This is a genomic window from Nocardia asteroides (genome assembly GCF_021183625.1).
Lineage (GTDB): Bacteria > Actinomycetota > Actinomycetes > Mycobacteriales > Mycobacteriaceae > Nocardia > Nocardia asteroides_A.
The window spans coordinates 3711989-3729244 of record NZ_CP089214.1 but is presented as its reverse complement, the minus strand read 5'-3'; the positions used below and the strand labels follow the sequence as shown (position 1 = coordinate 3729244).

The 17256-nt window shown below is 70.5% G+C and carries 15 protein-coding genes; 7 read left to right on the top strand and 8 right to left on the bottom strand.

The annotated features are described in order from the left end of the window. Window positions 1-177: 177 nt before the first annotated feature. From LTT61_RS17760 to LTT61_RS17745, 4 genes are all read left to right on the top strand, one after another. A complete protein-coding gene (locus LTT61_RS17760) occupies window positions 178-1005 on the top strand; it encodes a hypothetical protein (protein ID WP_233015185.1) in 828 nt (275 codons plus the stop codon). 160 nt (window positions 1006-1165) lie between these two features. After that, window positions 1166-1849 (top strand): hypothetical protein, encoded by a 684-nt coding sequence (locus LTT61_RS17755; protein ID WP_233015183.1) that lies wholly within the window; start codon window positions 1166-1168, stop codon window positions 1847-1849. A 4-nt stretch (window positions 1850-1853) separates the two neighbouring features. Next, entirely contained in the window at window positions 1854-2807 is a 954-nt protein-coding gene (locus LTT61_RS17750; protein ID WP_233015181.1) for a hypothetical protein, read from the top strand. A gap of 156 nt (window positions 2808-2963) precedes the next feature. Beyond that, window positions 2964-4133: a recombinase family protein gene (locus LTT61_RS17745; RefSeq protein ID WP_233015179.1), complete on the top strand. Its 1170-nt coding sequence runs from the start codon at window positions 2964-2966 to the stop codon at window positions 4131-4133. 59 nt (window positions 4134-4192) lie between these two features. On the opposite strand, the gene LTT61_RS17740 is transcribed toward LTT61_RS17745, so the two are convergent. The 3 genes from LTT61_RS17740 to LTT61_RS17730 all read right to left on the bottom strand — a co-directional run bounded on the left by LTT61_RS17740 (window position 4193) and on the right by LTT61_RS17730 (window position 7954). Beyond that, a complete protein-coding gene (locus tag LTT61_RS17740; RefSeq protein WP_233015177.1) occupies window positions 4193-7042 on the bottom strand; it encodes a tetratricopeptide repeat protein in 2850 nt (949 codons plus the stop codon). A gap of 24 nt (window positions 7043-7066) precedes the next feature. Beyond that, complete coding sequence (locus LTT61_RS17735; RefSeq protein ID WP_233015175.1) at window positions 7067-7402, bottom strand: trypco2 family protein; 336 nt, start codon at window positions 7400-7402, stop codon at window positions 7067-7069. Between the two features lie 342 nt (window positions 7403-7744). After that, window positions 7745-7954, bottom strand: a complete 210-nt coding sequence (locus LTT61_RS17730) for a hypothetical protein (RefSeq protein WP_233015174.1) — start codon at window positions 7952-7954, stop codon at window positions 7745-7747. 146 nt (window positions 7955-8100) lie between these two features. Between LTT61_RS17730 and LTT61_RS17725 the strand changes: the two genes are divergently transcribed. Further along, a complete protein-coding gene (locus tag LTT61_RS17725; RefSeq protein WP_233015172.1) occupies window positions 8101-11274 on the top strand; it encodes a hypothetical protein in 3174 nt (1057 codons plus the stop codon). A 275-nt stretch (window positions 11275-11549) separates the two neighbouring features. On the opposite strand, the gene LTT61_RS17720 is transcribed toward LTT61_RS17725, so the two are convergent. Next, a complete protein-coding gene (locus LTT61_RS17720) occupies window positions 11550-12959 on the bottom strand; it encodes a pentapeptide repeat-containing protein (RefSeq protein ID WP_233015170.1) in 1410 nt (469 codons plus the stop codon). A gap of 92 nt (window positions 12960-13051) precedes the next feature. On the opposite strand from LTT61_RS17720, the gene LTT61_RS17715 reads away from it, so the two are divergent. After that, on the top strand, window positions 13052-13612 hold the full coding sequence (locus tag LTT61_RS17715; RefSeq protein ID WP_233015167.1) for a hypothetical protein: 561 nt from the start codon (window positions 13052-13054) through the stop codon (window positions 13610-13612). 338 nt (window positions 13613-13950) lie between these two features. Here LTT61_RS17715 and LTT61_RS17710 read toward each other — a convergent pair whose 3' ends face one another. From LTT61_RS17710 to LTT61_RS17700, 3 genes are all read right to left on the bottom strand, one after another. Continuing rightward, on the bottom strand, window positions 13951-14655 hold the full coding sequence (locus tag LTT61_RS17710) for an anti-sigma factor family protein (protein ID WP_233015166.1): 705 nt from the start codon (window positions 14653-14655) through the stop codon (window positions 13951-13953). Next, on the bottom strand, window positions 14652-15233 hold the full coding sequence (locus tag LTT61_RS17705; RefSeq protein ID WP_269821753.1) for a sigma-70 family RNA polymerase sigma factor: 582 nt from the start codon (window positions 15231-15233) through the stop codon (window positions 14652-14654). The genes LTT61_RS17710 and LTT61_RS17705 overlap by 4 nt, the downstream gene beginning before the upstream one ends. 63 nt (window positions 15234-15296) lie before the next feature. After that, entirely contained in the window at window positions 15297-15938 is a 642-nt protein-coding gene (locus tag LTT61_RS17700) for a YqgE/AlgH family protein (protein ID WP_233015164.1), read from the bottom strand. Window positions 15939-16020: 82 nt separating this feature from the next. Between LTT61_RS17700 and LTT61_RS17695 the strand changes: the two genes are divergently transcribed. Further along, complete coding sequence (locus tag LTT61_RS17695; protein ID WP_233015162.1) at window positions 16021-16782, top strand: lysophospholipid acyltransferase family protein; 762 nt, start codon at window positions 16021-16023, stop codon at window positions 16780-16782. Here LTT61_RS17695 and LTT61_RS17690 read toward each other — a convergent pair. After that, window positions 16779-17087: a GNAT family N-acetyltransferase gene (locus LTT61_RS17690; RefSeq protein ID WP_233015160.1), complete on the bottom strand. Its 309-nt coding sequence runs from the start codon at window positions 17085-17087 to the stop codon at window positions 16779-16781. The genes LTT61_RS17695 and LTT61_RS17690 overlap by 4 nt on opposite strands. Between the last annotated feature and the right edge of the window lie 169 nt (window positions 17088-17256).

The following is a 17256-nucleotide window of genomic DNA, read 5'->3' as shown; positions in this document are numbered from 1 at the left end:
CTGATCGCTTGTTGTACAGCGATCGGTCTCCCTCGGCAACGCGCACCACAGTGTGAATGCCTCTGTTGTGCTTCCGCGTGCCTGGACCCGCAACGGTGCCGTCGACTCCGGCACTTCATTCGCACAGCTTCCCGGGTCGATTAATGGGTTGCTGACCGTAAGAAATGCAGGAATCTCATGGCGACCTTCTGGTCAGTGCTGGACAAGAACCCGGCCACGGTGCAGCTCGCTGCAGGTACCTCGGATCTCTACCAGCGGCACAGCGACGGCCGGATTTTCCGGTACACCGGCACTCCGCTCACGGGGTGGCAGGAGCTGGACAAGAACCCGGCGACGGTCGAGATCGTGGCCGCGGGGTCCGATCTGTTCCAGCGGCATGCCAACGGCAGGATCTGGAAGTACACCGGCAAGCCGTACGTCTGGCAGGAGCTGGACAAGAACCCCGTCACCGTGCAGCTTGCCGCGGCACCCGGGGTCCTGTACCAGCGGCACGGTAACGGTCGGATCTGGAAGTACACCGGCACCCCCTTCACGGGGTGGCAGGAGCTGGACAAGAACCCGGCGACGGTCGAGATCGTGGCCGCGGGGTCCGATCTGTTCCAGCGGCATGCCAACGGCAGGATCTGGAAGTACACCGGCAAGCCGTACGTCTGGCAGGAGCTGGACAAGAACCCCGTCACCGTGCAGCTTGCCGCGGCACCCGGGGTCCTGTACCAGCGGCACGGTAACGGTCGGATCTGGAAGTACACCGGCACCCCCTTCACGGGGTGGCAGGAGCTGGACAAGAACCCCGCCACCACCGACATCGGCGCCGGGAGCAGGAGCCTCTACCAGCGCCACACCACAGGGGAGGTGTGGGAGTACACCGGCACACCGCACAAGGGTTGGCAACTGCTCACGCCGACCGCCTCGGACACGACCGCGATCGTGGTAGCCGAGAAGCTCGGTGTCGTCCGGCTGTGCGCGAACGGTGAGATCGCAATCCGCGAAACCTACATCGGCTGACACCCACTCGGGCGCGGGATGCCGGTGAACTCCAGTCCGCCCTGCCCGGGATCGGGTAGCCGGCTACCTGCGCGATCGAGCCGCCGCCTGGCGGACGCTGAGGAGCGCACAGTGAGCGATCACGTACCGACGCGAATCTTTCAAGACGAAGGAGAAGGACATGTTCGTCCGGCGGATGATGCTCCTGCCGGGGCTGGCACTATCGCTCGCGGCGTGTGCCGCATCGCCGCCCGGAACCGGAGCCGGCGGTGCGGAGAGGATGACCGGCAGCGCGGCGGCGACACCGTCGAGCGCTTCGGTATCCATCGCACAGACACCAGCGCCTGAGTCGGCTTCCGGGTCGGGAGGCTCACTTGGCTCGGGAGGAGCGCCTGGACTTCCGAGGAACAACAATGGCGGACCGGCGCCAGGTGCGCCAATCCGCATCCCGGCCTTCACCGAGTCTATTGGCGGCGCGATCAGTGCTATCCACGCCAACGCGGTGGAGTGGATAGCCATCGCGTGCGGCGGTTGCGTCAACGTGGAGGTCGTGCAGGGCGACGGCGACGAATACAACGGATACAGCATTTGCGAATTCGTCCAGACCATCGGCATCAGCAAAGCTGGCGAAGATCCGGAGAACGCCGACGAATTTCCCTACAGGTCCCCCAACGGATGGCAGATCCTGCCGCGCGGCTCGACCTTGACGCTGTACACAGGGACATTGGAACCACAGAAGCTGCCCTGCGCCGTGGAGGGATCGGACCCGAAGAGCCCCGACGACGAGCCGACGGAGAGCGAGCCGCCGACGGAGAGCGAGCCGCCGACAGGGAACGGGGCCACCAAACCCGTTCCCACTTCCTAGCGCTGTGGACGATGCTGGGTCGTCGCCGGAAGAGCGAGCGCCGGTCGCCGCGACCGGGTCGGCATTCGACGGATTCACCCATGTCGCGAGGTCGATCGGCCAGGTGGTGGCACCGACGACGCTGCTGACAGCCGTGCTGTTCTACTTCGGCTGGGCGCACGTCTACTGGTTCTTCCACTACTTCGGGGTCGATTCCACCACGCTGAACCCGAGCATCCGCGAATACCTGATGCGCACCGTCGACGCCTTGTTCGTGCCGTTGATCATCATCGGCACGATCGGGATGGCTCTGCTGTGGGGGTACACCGCCCTACCGGGCAAGGTCCGTGACCGTCGGCTACCACGGTGGGCCAGCGTCTCGATCGCGGTGATCGCCGCTGGGGTCTTCCTCAACGGTCTGTCGCGTATGTACTTCGTGACCCCGCTCAACAGCGGGCTGTGCGTGGCGCCGATATCGATCATCGTGGGCGTGCTGATGCTGTGGCTGCTCGTGGTGCAACGGCGCAATCGACAACGTGAAGCCCAGCCCGAAGCCACGCCGCCACAACCACCGCCGGCCGCCATCGCGGAATGGTCGATCCTGTTCATCATGGTCGGCATCAGCTTGTTCTGGATCGCCACCGACTACTCCGTCGCGGTCGGACAGACACGCGCCCGGGAGTGGGCCGCACAACTCCCCGCGCAATCGCATGTCGTCATCTACAGCGAGAAGGATCTCCATCTCCCGAAGACAGACGTCCGGACCACGGTCTGCAAATCCGAACCCGACACCGAGTCCGCTTACCGCTACCGCTACGACGGGCTGGTCCCCCTGACTCGCATCGGGGACCACTACATCCTGGTGCCCCGAGCATGGACACCGGGCCGCGGCGCAGCCATCGTGCTGCCTTCCCCAAACCCGGGCGCCATCCGATTCGAGTTCCGGCTGGCAAAGGACACCGTGCCAGCCGACTGCTGAAGGGCGCACTCGCTCACCGGTCTGCAGCTCGACCGTCGAGAAATGATCGTTTTCCGACACCCGCCACCGGCCAGCCGTCGGTGCTGGTGGTGAGTGTCGGCAACTCGCGTCGGAAATCAACGTCGCAAAACCCCTGTCCGGCGGTATTTTCGACCCATGTTGATCGGGTACGGGCGGATCTCCACCGCCGAGCAGCGCGCCGACCACCAACGCGACGCGCTCATCCGCGCCGGCGTGGCCGAGCGCGACGTCCACATCGACGTCGCCTCCGGTGCCAAGGCCACCCGGCCCCAGCTGGATCTGGTGCTGCGGATCGCTCGGGAGGGCGACACCCTGGTCATCACCCGGCTGGACCGGCTCGGCCGTTCGATGCTGCACCTGGTCACCCTCGGCGCCGAGCTCCGTGAGCGCGGGATCGGGTTGAAGGTGATCGAGCAGGGCATCGACACCGACACCCCCGAGGGCCGGGCGATGTTCGGGATGCTGTCGGTGCTCGCGGAGTTCCAGCGCGAGCTCATCGTCGCCAACACCCACGACGGCCTCGCCGCGGCTCGGGCCCGCGGCCGCCGCGGTGGCCGGCCCTCCAAGCTCTCCCCGGACCAGGCCGCGCTCGCCCAGCGGCTCTACGACGAGGGCGCCCACACCGTGCAGCAGATCGCCGACATCGTCGGCGCCGGCCGCACCACCGTCTACGGCCACCTCGCCAAGAACACCGACGGCACCCGGCCCCGCGCCGGGGCGAGGCCGGGTAGCACCGCGAGCCCGGATACCGTGCGCGGTGCCGAGCCGCGGATCGCGGTGGAGGCCGCCGCTGCCCCGCCGGAACCGGTCGCCGCGGCGCCCGCGCCGGAAGTGGTGCAGCGGGTGGTCGCCATCGAGGCGATCACGGCGCCGGCGGTGCCCGCTCCGGAGCCCGCGACGGCGCCGCGGGCGGTGGCGGAGATCATGCGGCCGCCGCGCGGTTCGGCCGGGCGGGGCCGGGCGCGGCGGGCCGATCCGTGCCCGACCTGCGGGACCGAGCCCAGTCAGGCCTACGGGCCGCTGCAGCTGGCCGCCGATGTGGCGTTCCGCTGGTACGAGCTCGACACCTCCACCGACAACCACGGCGGGCTCATCGCGACCCGGCACTGCGCCGAATGCCAGCCCACCCAGCGGTTCCCGATCGCCTGCGCCGACCCGGACTGCGAGGAAGGCCCGCTGCTCGGCGGCGAGCTCGCCGCCCAGGCCCGCGCGGCCAGCGGGCGGGTGCCCGAGGTCGTGCTGCGGCTGCTCACCGGGCGAGGTTGGAGCACCGATGGTGCCTTGCTCTGCCCGGATCACGGCTAACGCTGTTCGCTGTAGCGACAACCGCTGGCCTGCGCACTACGGCCGACGGGCACACGGATTTACCAGATGTCACCCGACTCTTCGCCGGAAAGCCAGGCAGCTACCCGTCGAGACTGGCTCAACGCGGCCTGATACACCTCCGGGCGCTGGTCGGCCAGCGCCCGGTAGAGCCGGACGGCTTCCTCGATCGCTGTCAGGGCGTCCTCGGGCCGGCCCAGCTCGGCGAGCTGGACCGCTAGGTTGTTCAGGCTCATGGCGAGGTCGGGCTGGTGGGTGTTGGGGCGCTGGTCGGCCAGCGCCCGGTAGAGCCGGACGGCTTCCTCGATCGCTGTCAGGGCGTCCTCGGGCCGGCCCAGCTCGGCGAGCTGGACCGCGAGGTTGTTCAGGCTCATGGCGAGGGCGGGTTGGTGGGTGTTGGGGCGCTGGTCGGCCAGCGCCTGCCGGATCCGGACGGCTTCCTCGCTCGCGGTCAGCGCGTCCTCGGGCCGGCCCAGCTCGCCGAGCCGGCCCGCGAGGTTGTTCAGGCTCATGGCGAGGGCGGGCTGGTGGGTGTCGGGGCGCTGGTCGGCCAGCGCCTGCCAGAGCTGGGTGGCGTCTTCGCTCGCTGTCAGGGCGTCCTCGGGCCGGCCGAGCGCTCCGAGCCGGTTCGCTAGGGTGTTCAGGCTCATGGCGAGGGCGGGCTGGTAGATGTCGGGGCGCTGGTCGGCCAGCGCCTGCCAGAGCCGGACGGCGTCTTCGCTCGCTGTCAGGGCGTCCTCGGGCCGGCCGAGCGCTCCGAGCCGGATCGCGAGGTTGTTCAGGTTCCCGGCGAGGTTCGATGCGTCGAGGTCCTCGGTGTGGCGGAGCCGGTCTACCACGGTTTGCAGCAGTGTGGCCGCGGTGGGGGCGAGAGCTTGGGTCTGTTCCGGGATGAGGTCGTGCAGGTTCTGGAGTGTTTCGGTGCTGGTGGTGGGGATGGTGTGGTCGAGGGCGGTGGTGAGGGGCTCGGGTTTCTCGACGCGGGTGGCGACGGCGATCGCGGCGGGCAGCAGGGTGGCGGGGTTCTGGGCGCACCAGCGGGTGAGGTGCTCGCCTGCCGCGGCCAGTGCGGGGTGGGCGGCGGCGCGGGTGCACACGGTGAGCAGGTACTCGGCCCGGTCGGGGTCGGTGATGGTGGTGGCGAGGGTGTCGATGATGGTGCGGCCGGGATCGAGGATGGTTCGGCCGACGAGGTACTCGGCGAGGCGGTCCGGTGCGAGACCACCGAAGGCGGTGTCGGTCTGGCCGGGGTAGAGACTGGTCAGCCAGCCCCGCACCTTCCGCCCCAGCAGAGGCTGGCCGGACAGCTCCGGCACGGTCGCGATCACCGCGTCGAGGTCGGCGGGGGTGGTAGGGCCGAGCACGGCGGTGGCCGCGACGGTGTCTTCGAGCACCGCCACCCCCACCTCGGCCAACCCGGCGCCGGCCATGGTGTGTCGCCAGTAGCGGCGCTCGTGGATCAGGACCCGATCTTCCAGGGTGCGGCCGGCGTGGGTGGAGTCGAGGTGAGCGTCGGTGTCGAGCAGGTCGGCCAAGGCCTGCATCTGCACCCCCAGCACGGTGGTCCCCGCCCCGGGATCACGCGGCGGGGAATCCAGCACCCGGGCAGCCGCGTCCTGCCAGTCGTGGGCGCCGGTCTGCGCCAGAGCGGGCAGGACGGCGGCGAAGGCCGCGACCGCGGCCCGGTAGGTGGCCTCGCGGCCGGTCGCGGTGGCGTCCAGGGCGGCCAGGGTGGTGGCGCGGGCCAGCTCGGTGATCTCCTCCGCGCCGGCGCTGCCCGCGGCGATGTCGGTCCACCAGTCCCCACTCGTGCGGGCCAGCAACACCACCTTGACCTTCCGGCCCGGCACCGCCGCCGCTGTGGCCACGGCGTCGAACAGGACGGGGAGCTGGTCGGGGCGGGACTCGGCGTAGTCGACGATCACCAGCAGCGGGGTGCGCACCTGTCCGAGGCCCTGTAACCGGCCAGGATCGGTATGAGCGGGGTCGAGCCACAGCACCGACCACCGCGCCCCGGCGAGCTGTTCACCGAAGTAGTGCGCCAGCCGGGTCTTGCCCTGCCCGCCCGGACCGTGCAGCAGCCGTACCCCGACCCCGGGCTCGCTCGCCCACGCGTGGAGTTCGTCGAGCAGTTGCTCGCGGCCGGGCCGGAACGGCACCACCGCACGGCGGGCCTGCAGCAGACCCGCCGGCGAACCCATCACCGGCGAGAACCGCAACGGCGACTGCTGATCCATCAACCCGGCCAGCTCGACCGGCTCCCACCGCAACCCCGCCGCCCCGGCATGCTTCTCGACCGCGGCCCGGAACTGCGGGTCGGCCAGCAGCACGTAAGCCGGCACCGCCTTCAGCGCGGCATGCTCGCGGTGTTCGGGGTCCGCGGCGACCACCCCGGCCAGCAGCCCTTCGCAGAACACCGCGGCCCCGGAGATCCCCTGCCACGGCGAGCTGCCCGAGGCGGCGGTGGGTGGGGACTCGGTGAGCTCGACGACGTGATGGTTGGTCGCGGTGCCGCTGCCCGGGTTGATCCACCCGGTGTGCTGCGCGCCCTCCGCCGCGGCGCCCTCGCGCTGGGCGAAGTCCGGCAGCCCCCACGTCTGGCAGTCCGTCCTCGGTCGGTCGGTGACGAGCCGGCCCCACACCACCGGGCGGGCCGGCTCCGGCGTCCAGGTGGGGTCGTCGAGCAGGACCAGCGCGGCATCATCACGCCCGCCGGGGCTGCCCCGCCACACCACCGTGCCGGTGTAGCGGCCGCCGAATCCGGGCCGAAACATCGACACCTTGGCCTTGTCGCCGACGACGTGGGCCGAGGTCAGCACCAGCCGCGCAGCGATCAGATACCCCGACCCGGCCGCCGCGCCGGTGACCCGGAACACCCGCTCACGCTGCACCGCCCCAGCCCCCTCGTCGCTCGTCTAGTCCGGGATGCGCCCGGACAGGTCGCCGGGGCCGTCCTCGCCCGCGGCGGCGGCCTCGCTGCCGACCAGGATGTCCCCGCCGCCGGGTGCTTGCGGGGTCAGGGTCACGCTCACCCGGTGGCGGCGGGTGCGCCCGGTACCGGCCTCGACCTCGCCGGTGAGCACCCACGCCTTGAACCCCGCCTTGGCCTTGGTATCCGCGCGCAGCTCGACCTCGAACGACAACTCGATCGGACCCACCACGAACGGCAACGCCGAACCCGCACCAGCAGCCGATGCCGCCAGCAGCTCATCGCGCAGCCCGACCACGGCCTTGCTCAACTCGATCTCCACAACCACCCTCCCAGCACGCCGAAACCAGCCACCACGGTGCACCGGCCCGGCGACCCTAGCCGAAAACCCTGCAACCCACGGTCATTCGAACTACCGACAGCCGCTGGCGGCCGAGCGGCCCACTGCACCGGCCCGGCGCGCCGGGCCCGAGCTCTGGTTCCGGTGGTGAGCGGGGTGCCTGCAACACCACTGACCTGTCCTGCCCTGCCCCGGCCGCGTGGCGTGCTGCTGCGGGTTGCGGCTGCCAGGCACGGCCGGAACCTCGGGGTGTGGATTGGTCTTCGACGCGCGAAACCCCCAGCGGGTGCTCGGCGCCCGCCAGGGGTTTCGTGATGCCGGGGATCAGCAGGGAGGGTCCCGGTCGTGGCCGGGGTGGCGGGTGTCCTCGGTGGGGGTGGTGTCGTTGCGGACGAGCGCGACGAGTTCGCGGGCGGCGCGCACGAGGGGTTTGCAGGCGTTCAGGATCTCGGTGAGCGCGGCGGGGATCCGGGCAACGTTGTGCAGGACGAGCACGATGACAGCGATGACGGCGACGATCTCGGTGGCGTTCATGCTGGTAAGCGTTGTCCGAGCGGGCTGTTCGGTGCATCCGGCGCGGGCAGGTCGTGGCCGGGTCCAGGATGAGGGGCCGGGCTGGGGTGGCCTGGCTGAACGACACCGAACGCCAGGATGGCGGACCGAGGAAGGGGAGCGGGTTGGTGGTCGACCCACGCGAGGTGCATACACGCGAGGACCTGCATGCGGCGCTGCACGCTCTGCACAAGAGTGCGGGGATCAGCTACGTGAAGCTGACCAAGCATCCGGACGTGACCACCGTCCAGGCCACGATCCACGGCTGGGTGCACGGAAAGTACTTCCCGCAATGGGCGAACCTGGCACCGGTGCTGTGGGCGTGGGGTGTCACCGACGACGAGCTCGGCGAGTGGAAGGCCGCGCACGAGCGGGCGGACTCCGATGCCCGGCTCCGGCCGGGCGTGGCGTTGGATCAGGTGCTGGATCCGTTCGCTCTCGAGGTCCACGAAACGATCACGGTCACCGACCGGAGCGCGGCCGTGGTGAGCGGGTTGCCGCCGTATGTGCGGCGTGCTCACGACGTGACGGTCGCGGGGGTGGTGGAGCAGGCGCTCGGCGGTGCGAGCGCGATGGTGGTGCTGCTCGGCGATTCCTCAACCGGGAAGACCCGCGCCCTGTGGCAGGCGCTGGAGCCGCTGCGGGCGGGTGGAGGGTGGCGGTTGTGGCATCCCTCGCCGTATCGCCCCGAAGAGCTGAGCGAGCAGCTGGGGCGTCTCGGGTCGCGCACCGTGGTGTGGCTCAACGAAACTCAACGCTATTTCCTGCCGCTGGGGGACCAGGAGCGTGGCCGGCTCGCCGAACAGCTCCAGAGCGTGCTGGCCGATCCCCGCCGGGCGCCGATCCTGGTGCTGGGCAGTTTGTGGCACGAGCACTACACCGCTCTGTGCTCCGATCACGGATCAGCTACCCGCAGGCTGCTGGAACCGGCCACGGTCCCGGTGCCCGAGAAGTTCACCGGCACCGACCTGGACGCGATGCGCGCCGCCGCGCCGCAGGATCCGCGTCTGGAGATGGCGATCGAGAAGGCCGAAGAGGGCAGGATCACCCAGTACCTGGCCGGGGGACCAGAACTGGTCCACTTCTACAAGAACCTCGCCGGCCCGTTCGGGAAAGCGGTGATCGAAGCGGCGATGGACCTGGTCCGGCTGGGCCATCCCAACGCTCTACCGTTCGCCCTGCTGCGCGACGCCGCGTCCGGCTACCTCGACCAACTCACCTGGGACACCCGCGAGAACAACTGGTTCGAGGCGGCCCTGGCCGAGACCAGCCATAAATGCAAGGGCGCCCGCGGCCCGATCACCCCTACCAACGACTGCCAAGACGCACACGCACCTACGGGCGGAGCTCGGCGGCGAGCGCGTACCAGCGGGTCAGGGCGACCGGTGTATCAGTTGGCCGACTACCTCGACCAACACGGTCGCCGAACCCGTGGCCAGCGGACCCCACCGTATGAGTTCTGGACTGCCGCGGCCCGCCACGCCGGCCCCGACCCCCAGAACACCCTCGCCCACGCTGGCTGGGATCGCGGGCACTACCGCGACGCCGCCCAACTATGGAAGAACGCCACCCATCGCGGCCACAGCGCCGCCGCCGCTGCCCTCGTGACCCTGCCCTTCGACAACCCGCAACCTGCGGACTGGGCCGCCGCGCACGCCGCCCTCGACGACCCGGGCAGGGTGGCCCGGCTGCTGAAGGAGTTGCGGGAGGCTGGGTTGGAGGCCCAGGTGCGGGTGCTGGCCGAGCGCGCTGCCGCGCACACCGCCCTCGACGACCCGGGCGGGGTGGCCCGGCTGCTGAAGGAGTTGCGGGAGGCTGGGTTGGAGGCCCAGGTGCGGGTGCTGGCCGAGCGCGCTGCCGCGCACACCGTCCTCGACGACCCGGGCGGGGTGGCCCGGCTGCTGGAGTGGTTGCGGGAGGCTGGGTTGGAGGATCAGGTGCGGGTGCTGGCCGAGCGCGCTGCCGCGCACGCCGCCCTCGACCCGGGCGGGGTGGCCGGGCTGCTGGAGTGGTTGCGGGAGGCTGGGTTGGAGGATCAGGTGCGGGTGCTGGCCGAGCGCGCTGCCGCGCACGCCGCCCTCGACGACTCGGGCAGGGTGGCCTGGCTGCTGAAGGAGTTGGGGAAGACCGGGTTGGAGGATCAGGTGCGGGTGCTGGCCGAGCGCGCTGCCGCGCACGCCGCCCTCGACCCGGGCGGGGTGGCCTGGCTGCTGAAGGAGTTGCGGGAGGCTGGGTTGGAGGCCCAGGTGCGGGTGCTGGCCGAGCGCGCTGCCGCGCACACCGCCCTCGACGACCCGGGCAGGGTGGCCCGGCTGCTGAAGGAGTTGCGGGAGGCTGGGTTGGAGGCCCAGGTGCGGGTGCTGGCCGAGCGCGCTGCCGCACACACCGCCCTCGACGACCCGGTCGGGGTGGCCTGGCTGCTGCATGGGTGGGGGGAAGCTGGGTTGGAGGATCAGGTGCGGGTGCTGGCCGAGCGCGCTGCCGCACACACCGCCCTCGATGACCCGGTCGGGGTGGCCTGGCTGCTGGAGTGGTTGCGGGAGGCTGGGTTGGAGGATCAGGTGCGGGTGCTGGCCGAGCGCGCTGCCGCGCACGCCGCCCTCGACGACTCGGGCAGGGTGGCCTGGCTGCTGGAGTGGTTGCGGGAGGCTGGGTTGGAGGATCAGGTGCGGGTGCTGGCCGAGCGCGCTGCCGCACACACCGCCCTCGACGACCCGGTCGGGGTGGCCGGGCTGCTGAAGGAGTTGGGGGAGGCTGGGTTGGAGGATCAGGTGCGGGTGCTGGCCGAGCGCGCTGCCGCGCACACCGCCCTCGACGTTTCGGGCGACGTGGCCGGGCTGCTGGAGTGGTTGCGGGAGGCTGGGTTGGAGGATCAGGTGCGGGTGCTGGCCGAGCGCGCTGCCGCGCACGCCGTCCTCGACGTTTCGGGCGACGTGGCCGGGCTGCTGGAGGGGTTCGGGAAGCACGCCACCCTCGACTCCCCGCCCGGGGTGGCCGGGCTGCTGAAGGAGTTGGGGAAGGCCGGGTTGGAGGATCAGGTGCGGGTGCTGGCCGAGCGTGCCGCCGCGCACGCCGTCCTCGACGACCCGGGCGGGGTGGCCGGGCTGCTGGAGTGGTTGGGGGAGGCTGGGTTGGAGGATGAGGTGCGGGTGCTGGCCGAGCGTCTGCCGGGGGCGGGCATGTTCGAGGAATTTCTCGCGACTTCGGCTGAAGTGAAGCAGCGCTTCGAGTTCGGCCGAGAACCCATCGATGATTCGGTCCTCGTTCCGGCCGAGCGGTGGTCGTGGAGTGGTCTCGACTAGTGGTCTGCGCCCCTCGCGTGATTGTCCTGTCTCGGGTGGTAGTTGACTCTGGACTCAGCTCGTGGCGGTGATGGTCACCGTCCGTAGGTAGCTGGGACCCCAGCACACCGCTTGCGGCCTCATCCTTGATCCCGCCTCGCGCTGGCCAAGGACCGGCAACCGCCAAGAAACGCCCTATTCCGAACCCGCTGATTAAGAGTCGGCTGCTCCGCCGACGAGCTGACCTCTCGAGTCCCCGCTTATCGGTGGCCAGCTTCTGCGAGGTCGGGCCCCTGCTACGGGGCTGGTGACGCGACGGGTGGCCAACCCTGCGGTTCGACATTGCCTGGCTTGCGGCTGAGGTCGCTGTCCCAATCGAACGTCGGCGCCGGCGGCCCCCATCGCATCGGCTCATCGAACGAGACCCAGAGGTCACCGAAGTCCACGTCCTCGAATCGGGTGGCGGCGCCGGCGAACGTGACGCCGACGAAGTCGGTGAGGTGGGTGAACGTCGTGCCCCTGAACTCGGTGTCGCTGGAGAAGGTCGCGTTCCTGAACATGGTGTTGTGCGCGAACCTCGTGCGATCGAACCGGGTGATGGCGCCGGAGAACACGGTGTACGCGAATCCGGAGGGGTGGGACAGGATCGCGTCCGAGAAGAAGGTGTTGCCGGAGAACGTCGCACCCTCGAACTCGGTCTCGGCGGAGAAGCTCGCTTTCAGGAACACGGCGTCACCGGAGAACGTCGTGTGCTCGAACCAGGCGTCACCGCAGAACGTGGTGTCCTTGAAGGCGGTGGGTCCGGAGAAGGTCGCGCCGGTGAAGCGGGCGGTGCCGCGGAACGTTGCGCGGTCGAAGTCGGCGTTTTCGAGGTGGGCGTTGCGGAAGTCGAAGTTGCGGTCGGACCAGCTGTATTCGGCTTCTGGGCGGAGGTGGTCGGCGATGACGTGGACGATGGTGGCGCGGACTTCGCGGTCGTTCTGCCGGTAGGTGACGCGCTCCTCGATCGTGCCGCGGGCGGGTTCGTACTCGATGCGGGGGCGGGTGGTGGTGAGCTCGGTGCGGCCGCTGGCGCCGTGGTCGGGGTCATAGGGCAGGCGCAGGTAGCCGCAGAGGACGTCGATGCATTGCTGGCGGCGGGAGCCTTCGGTTTCGTCGGCGACGCCGGCCATGGCGTAGACCCCGGCGATGCGGACCGCGACGTCGGTGGCGCCGAGCTGGGAGGCGGCGGCGCCGAAGCGCTCGACGAACCGCGACTGTTCGAGGTCGCGCTGGCGGCGGTAGGCGATCACCAGCGCGACGACCCCGCCGACCCCGGCCACGACGGTGAGCGCGACCCGGGTGACGTCGATCTCCGCGGCGGTCTTGGTCACGTCGACCGGGGTGATCGCGCGCAGGACGCCGTAGGCGCCGAAGGCGACCACCAGCCCGGCGAGAAGCGCGGCCAGCACCGCGGGTAGCAGCCGGACCCGGGACACGCGGCGCCCGAGCGCTGCCCGCCGCTTACCGATCACCTCCCGCGCATCCGCAGCGGCCGGCTTCCACTCCTTTGCGCCGATGGCGCTAACCCACCCGAACATCGCCCGATTCTGCGCGACACCAAGCCGTACCACCCAGTCACCAGGGCCGATCCACCGCTGACCGCCCGCTATCGCCCAACCTTGCTTACCGGATAAAAGAGTTGAGAGGCCATCGTTCCGAGTCATCCAGAAAAGATGGGCTAGATACTTGTTTTGACTGGAATGCAAAGATGGTCTACTATCATTCTCGTACTGACCGCGATAGAAGAGGTGCCACTATGGCTGTACGGTTCAAGCTCGCCCACTACTCCGAAGTCCCCGCCGACCCGATGGGCCGGCCCTGGGTGGGCTGGTTCCCGCGGATGACCGAGGAGGAGGCCTGGGAGTCCGGGCGCGGGACGTGGAAGGCCAACTCCGAGCGGCTAGGGCGGGAGAAGTTCGCGCTGATCGTCGGCGGCGGGAAGGTCCTCGCGATCGGCGAGGTCGAGAAAGTCGTGCCGTACGACGACCGGTTCGCGGTCCAGGGGCCGCTGCTGAGCGCGGGACACCCGGTCTACGACGCCTGGATCGGCCGGCCCGACCCGGCGTCGAACAACTCCCAGAACCCGGTCGGCTACATCGAGCTGCCCGAGGAGGCCGAGTTCCGGCTGCGTCCGTGCGCGTGCGGGTGCGGGGAGAGTTCGCGGCGGGACTTCCTGCCCGGCCACGACCTGCGGGCCATCCAGGACCGGGTCCGCCGCTACGCCGGCGGCTCGATCCTGACCTTCATCCACTGGGTCGACGACGCCGCGAAGGAGGGAGGCGTACCGATGCTCGATCCCCGCGACGACGCCGCCTGACCAGGGCATTCCAGGGACAGCAAGTGGGCGGTCGAAGCCACCTCAACTGGCTTCGACCGCCCGCTTTGCACTGTACCGACATTGCTCCGGCCCGGCGCCGACGCGATCGGGGACCGCGCCGCCGCAGGGTCAGTAGCGCGATAACCACAGTTATCGGGCAATGGACCCAGGGGTGAACGACGCCGACTCGTCATTGCCAGCACCATGTTGGATGTCGCCGAGATGCGCGTGACGGCAATACTCCAGGCCAGTACGTCTACCGACGCCCACGTTGGACGTGTCGCAAAGAGACCACCGGAGCCGGTGACCCGTCCCGCCCGGACGAGCCACCGGCGTACTCAGACCGTGCCGAGGAGCACCGTGTCGCCGGTGGCGGCGGAGGTGATCTCGACACTGCGGATGCGCTCCGGGGTGGTGGGGACGGTGCGTTCCAGCGTCACCACATCCCCCGGCCCCGCAGGCCACTGCCCGAGATTCCATCGGGTGCCGTCCACGCCGGTGGCGACCAGCCCGAACTCCCAGGTGTAGCGAGCATCGCCGGGCGCGTAACTGCAGGTCATCTCGATCCGGGTGCGATCACCCTCGGCCAGCAGCCGGAAGTCGGCCGAGACCGGACTCGCCCGCAACGGCTCCATCGACCGCTCCGCGAAGACCTGCTCGGTGCTCACCGGGTCCGAGTCAGCGGTCACCGCGGTGACCACCGGGACCGCGATGGCGACGGCAGCGGCGGCGGCGGCGAGCGCGGCGCCCGCCGAGACCCAGCGGGAGCGGCGGCGCTGCCGTTCGCTCGCGGCGGCGAGCCGGGGGAGCAGGTCGGCAGGGGCCTCGGGAGATTCGGGTTCCGGCGCGGAGCCGAGTTCCAGCGCGGTCTCGGCACCGATCAGCCCGAGCAACCCCGGCATCCCGGCCAGCTCGGCGACGGCATCCCGGCACCGCGAGCACCCCTCCAGGTGCTCCTCGAACTCCAGCCGTTCCGCCCGGGTGAGCGACCCGAGCACATACGGCGCGTCCCACGTCGTGTAGTCGTCGACGATGTCGGTCATCGGTTCGTCACCCCCATTTCCTGCAGCGTGAGACGTAGGGCCCGCATGCCGTAGTGCATGCGGGATTTCACCGTCCCGGGTGGGATACCCAGTTCCTCGGCGATCTGTTGGGTCGAGAGCCCGCGATAGTAGGCGCGCACGATTACCTCGCGGTGGTCGGCGCCGAGTTTGGCCAGGGCGTCGGCGACCAGCCAGCCGTCGAGGGCACGGTCGGAGTGGTCGGGCGTGGACTGCTCGGGTGGGGCGTCGGTGCGGAATTCGCGGCGGTTGCGGGCGCTGCGGTGTTCATCCACGGCGAGGTTCCTGGCGACGGTGAAGAGCCAGGCTCTGGCCGAATGGGTGGATTGGTCGAGGACGGCGGGGCGCTGCCAGGCGCGGAGCAGGGTTTCCTGGACGATGTCCTCGGCGCGGCCCGCGTCGCGGACCAGGCCGAGGGTGTAGCGCCAGAGCACGGTCGCGTGCTCGTGGTAGAGCGCGGCCATGAGCGTGGCCCGGTCGTCGTCGGCTGCTGCCCACGGGGCGTTCTCCGGGTGGGTCGGGGGCGGCTGGGTGGCCGCCGGGGGTTCCGGTGCGTCCATCGGCTCACCGGAGCGGGGGATTGGTCACGGGGTGGTCCTCCTCTGTCGAGGAGTTACACGAGGCTAGTTGCGTTCTAGTTCGATCGGGTGCGAGGCGAGTAGCGAGAGCGGGAGCGGTTGCCTGCGCAGTACCTGGGCCCAGAGGTCGGGGCGGCCGGGGGCGATGGGGTCGGCGGGGAGGGCGGAGACCACGTACCAATCGTGGTTGTCCAGCTCGCCCTCGAGCTGGCCGAAGGTCCAGCCCGCGTAGCCGGCGAAGATGCGGGCGCCCTCGATGAGGGGGCCGATATCGGCGGGGTCGGCGTCGAGGTCGACGAGCACGACGCGGCCGTCGACTCGGCGCAGGCCGTTCACCTCGGCGATCGATACCCCGACCCGGACGGTCGCGACGCAGAGCGCGGCGTCCCGCTTGACCGGCCCGCCGACGAAGAGCGTCTGCGGCTCGGAGACCACCTCGCTCCAGCGCGGGAGCACGTCGTGCACGGCGGTGTCGCTGGGCCGGTTCAGGACGACGCCGAGGCTGCCCGCCTCGTTGTGCTCGATGACGTAGATGACGGTGCGCCGGAAGGTCGGCTCCGCGAGGTCGATGGCGGAGACCAGCAGACTGCCTGCCCGCACGGCGGACTCGCCCGGCCGGTGATCGCGGCGACCGTGGTCGCCGTGCCCGCGGGTCCTGCGATCGTCGGGGTCGTCTGCGCGTGCCACCCGGACATCATCGCAGTTGCCGCCCCGATGCGCTTGCCCTCTGCGGTGGGAAAGCGGCCGCTCGGCGCCGTAGAGTCGTGCCATGCGACCGCCCGAGGTGCTCCTCGACGACTTCGACACCGTCTACGACTTCTACCGCGATCACCGGCAGAACCGGGCGAAGGCGTTGGCGGCGTACGCCTTTCTGGCCCGCCGCTTCCGGCCGCGGGTGCACTTCGCCGATGGCGCGCCGGAGGCGGTGCGGGCCCTGGTCCGCTCGGGGCGGCCGCTGCTGATCGCGGTGAATCATCTCTCCAGGCACGACCCGTACACGGTGGCGGCGGCGGCCTGGCGCAGCCCGCTGCGCCGGCTCATCGGGCGGGTCAGGGTGCTGGCCAAGGATGAACTGTTCGTCGATCCCAAGCTGCGCAAGCAGGTCGACATGATGGGCGCCATCCCGGTGTTCCGCGGCAAGGACCACGGCCTCCGCGCGGTGAACGCCGCAGGTCAGCGCATGATGGACAGCTGCGCGGAGCGGCTCGCGCGCGGCGACCACCTCGCGGTCTTCCCGGAGGGCACCTGCAATGTGGTCGACCCCAGCCGGGTGCAGCCGGTGGGCAGCGGGATCGGGCACATCGCCTTCCGCGCGCAGAAGCTCGGCGCCGCGCCCGCCCTGCTCAGCCTGGCGCTGAGCTACGGCCCGCGGCCGGGCGACGGTACGGAGCCGTCCAAGCAGGAGGTCAAAGGCTCGTCTTTCTACTTCGGGCTGCCGGTGACCGAGCTGCCGACCCGCCCCGCCGAGATCTCCCGGCTGGTCCGCGCCGAGCTGCAGCTCGCGCTGGACGGGGCCGTCGCCGCCTACTAGAGCGGCAGCCCGAACTGGCTGCGGGCCCAGCTCGGCACCGCGGCCACGTGCTCGGCGCGGCTCTCGATATAGCGGTTGACCTGCGGACACATCGGCAGCACCTCGAAGCCCTGCGCCCTGGTGGTGCGCAGCGCGGACTCGAAGAGCGTGGCCGCGTGGCCGCGGTCGGGGCTGGCGTAGATCTCGGAGCGGACGAAGGCGCGCTCGGCGGCGGTGTCCTGGTATGCGACGTGCCCGGCGAGAGTTCCGTCGATGTAGAGCTCGAACCGCTCCAGGGCAGTATTGGTGCGGACCTCGATCGCCATGGCTCGACGCTACTCGGTGCGGGGCCCGATCGCGCGCTCGAATCCGCCTCGCGGAGCGCCTATCCCCGCGGTGGACTTGTCGAACGCGGTTCCGCCGCACAGAATGCTTGTGGCCCGCCGCCCGGTACGTGAGCTCGGGGCGGCCGCGGCGCGGGCCCGGGAGGGACGG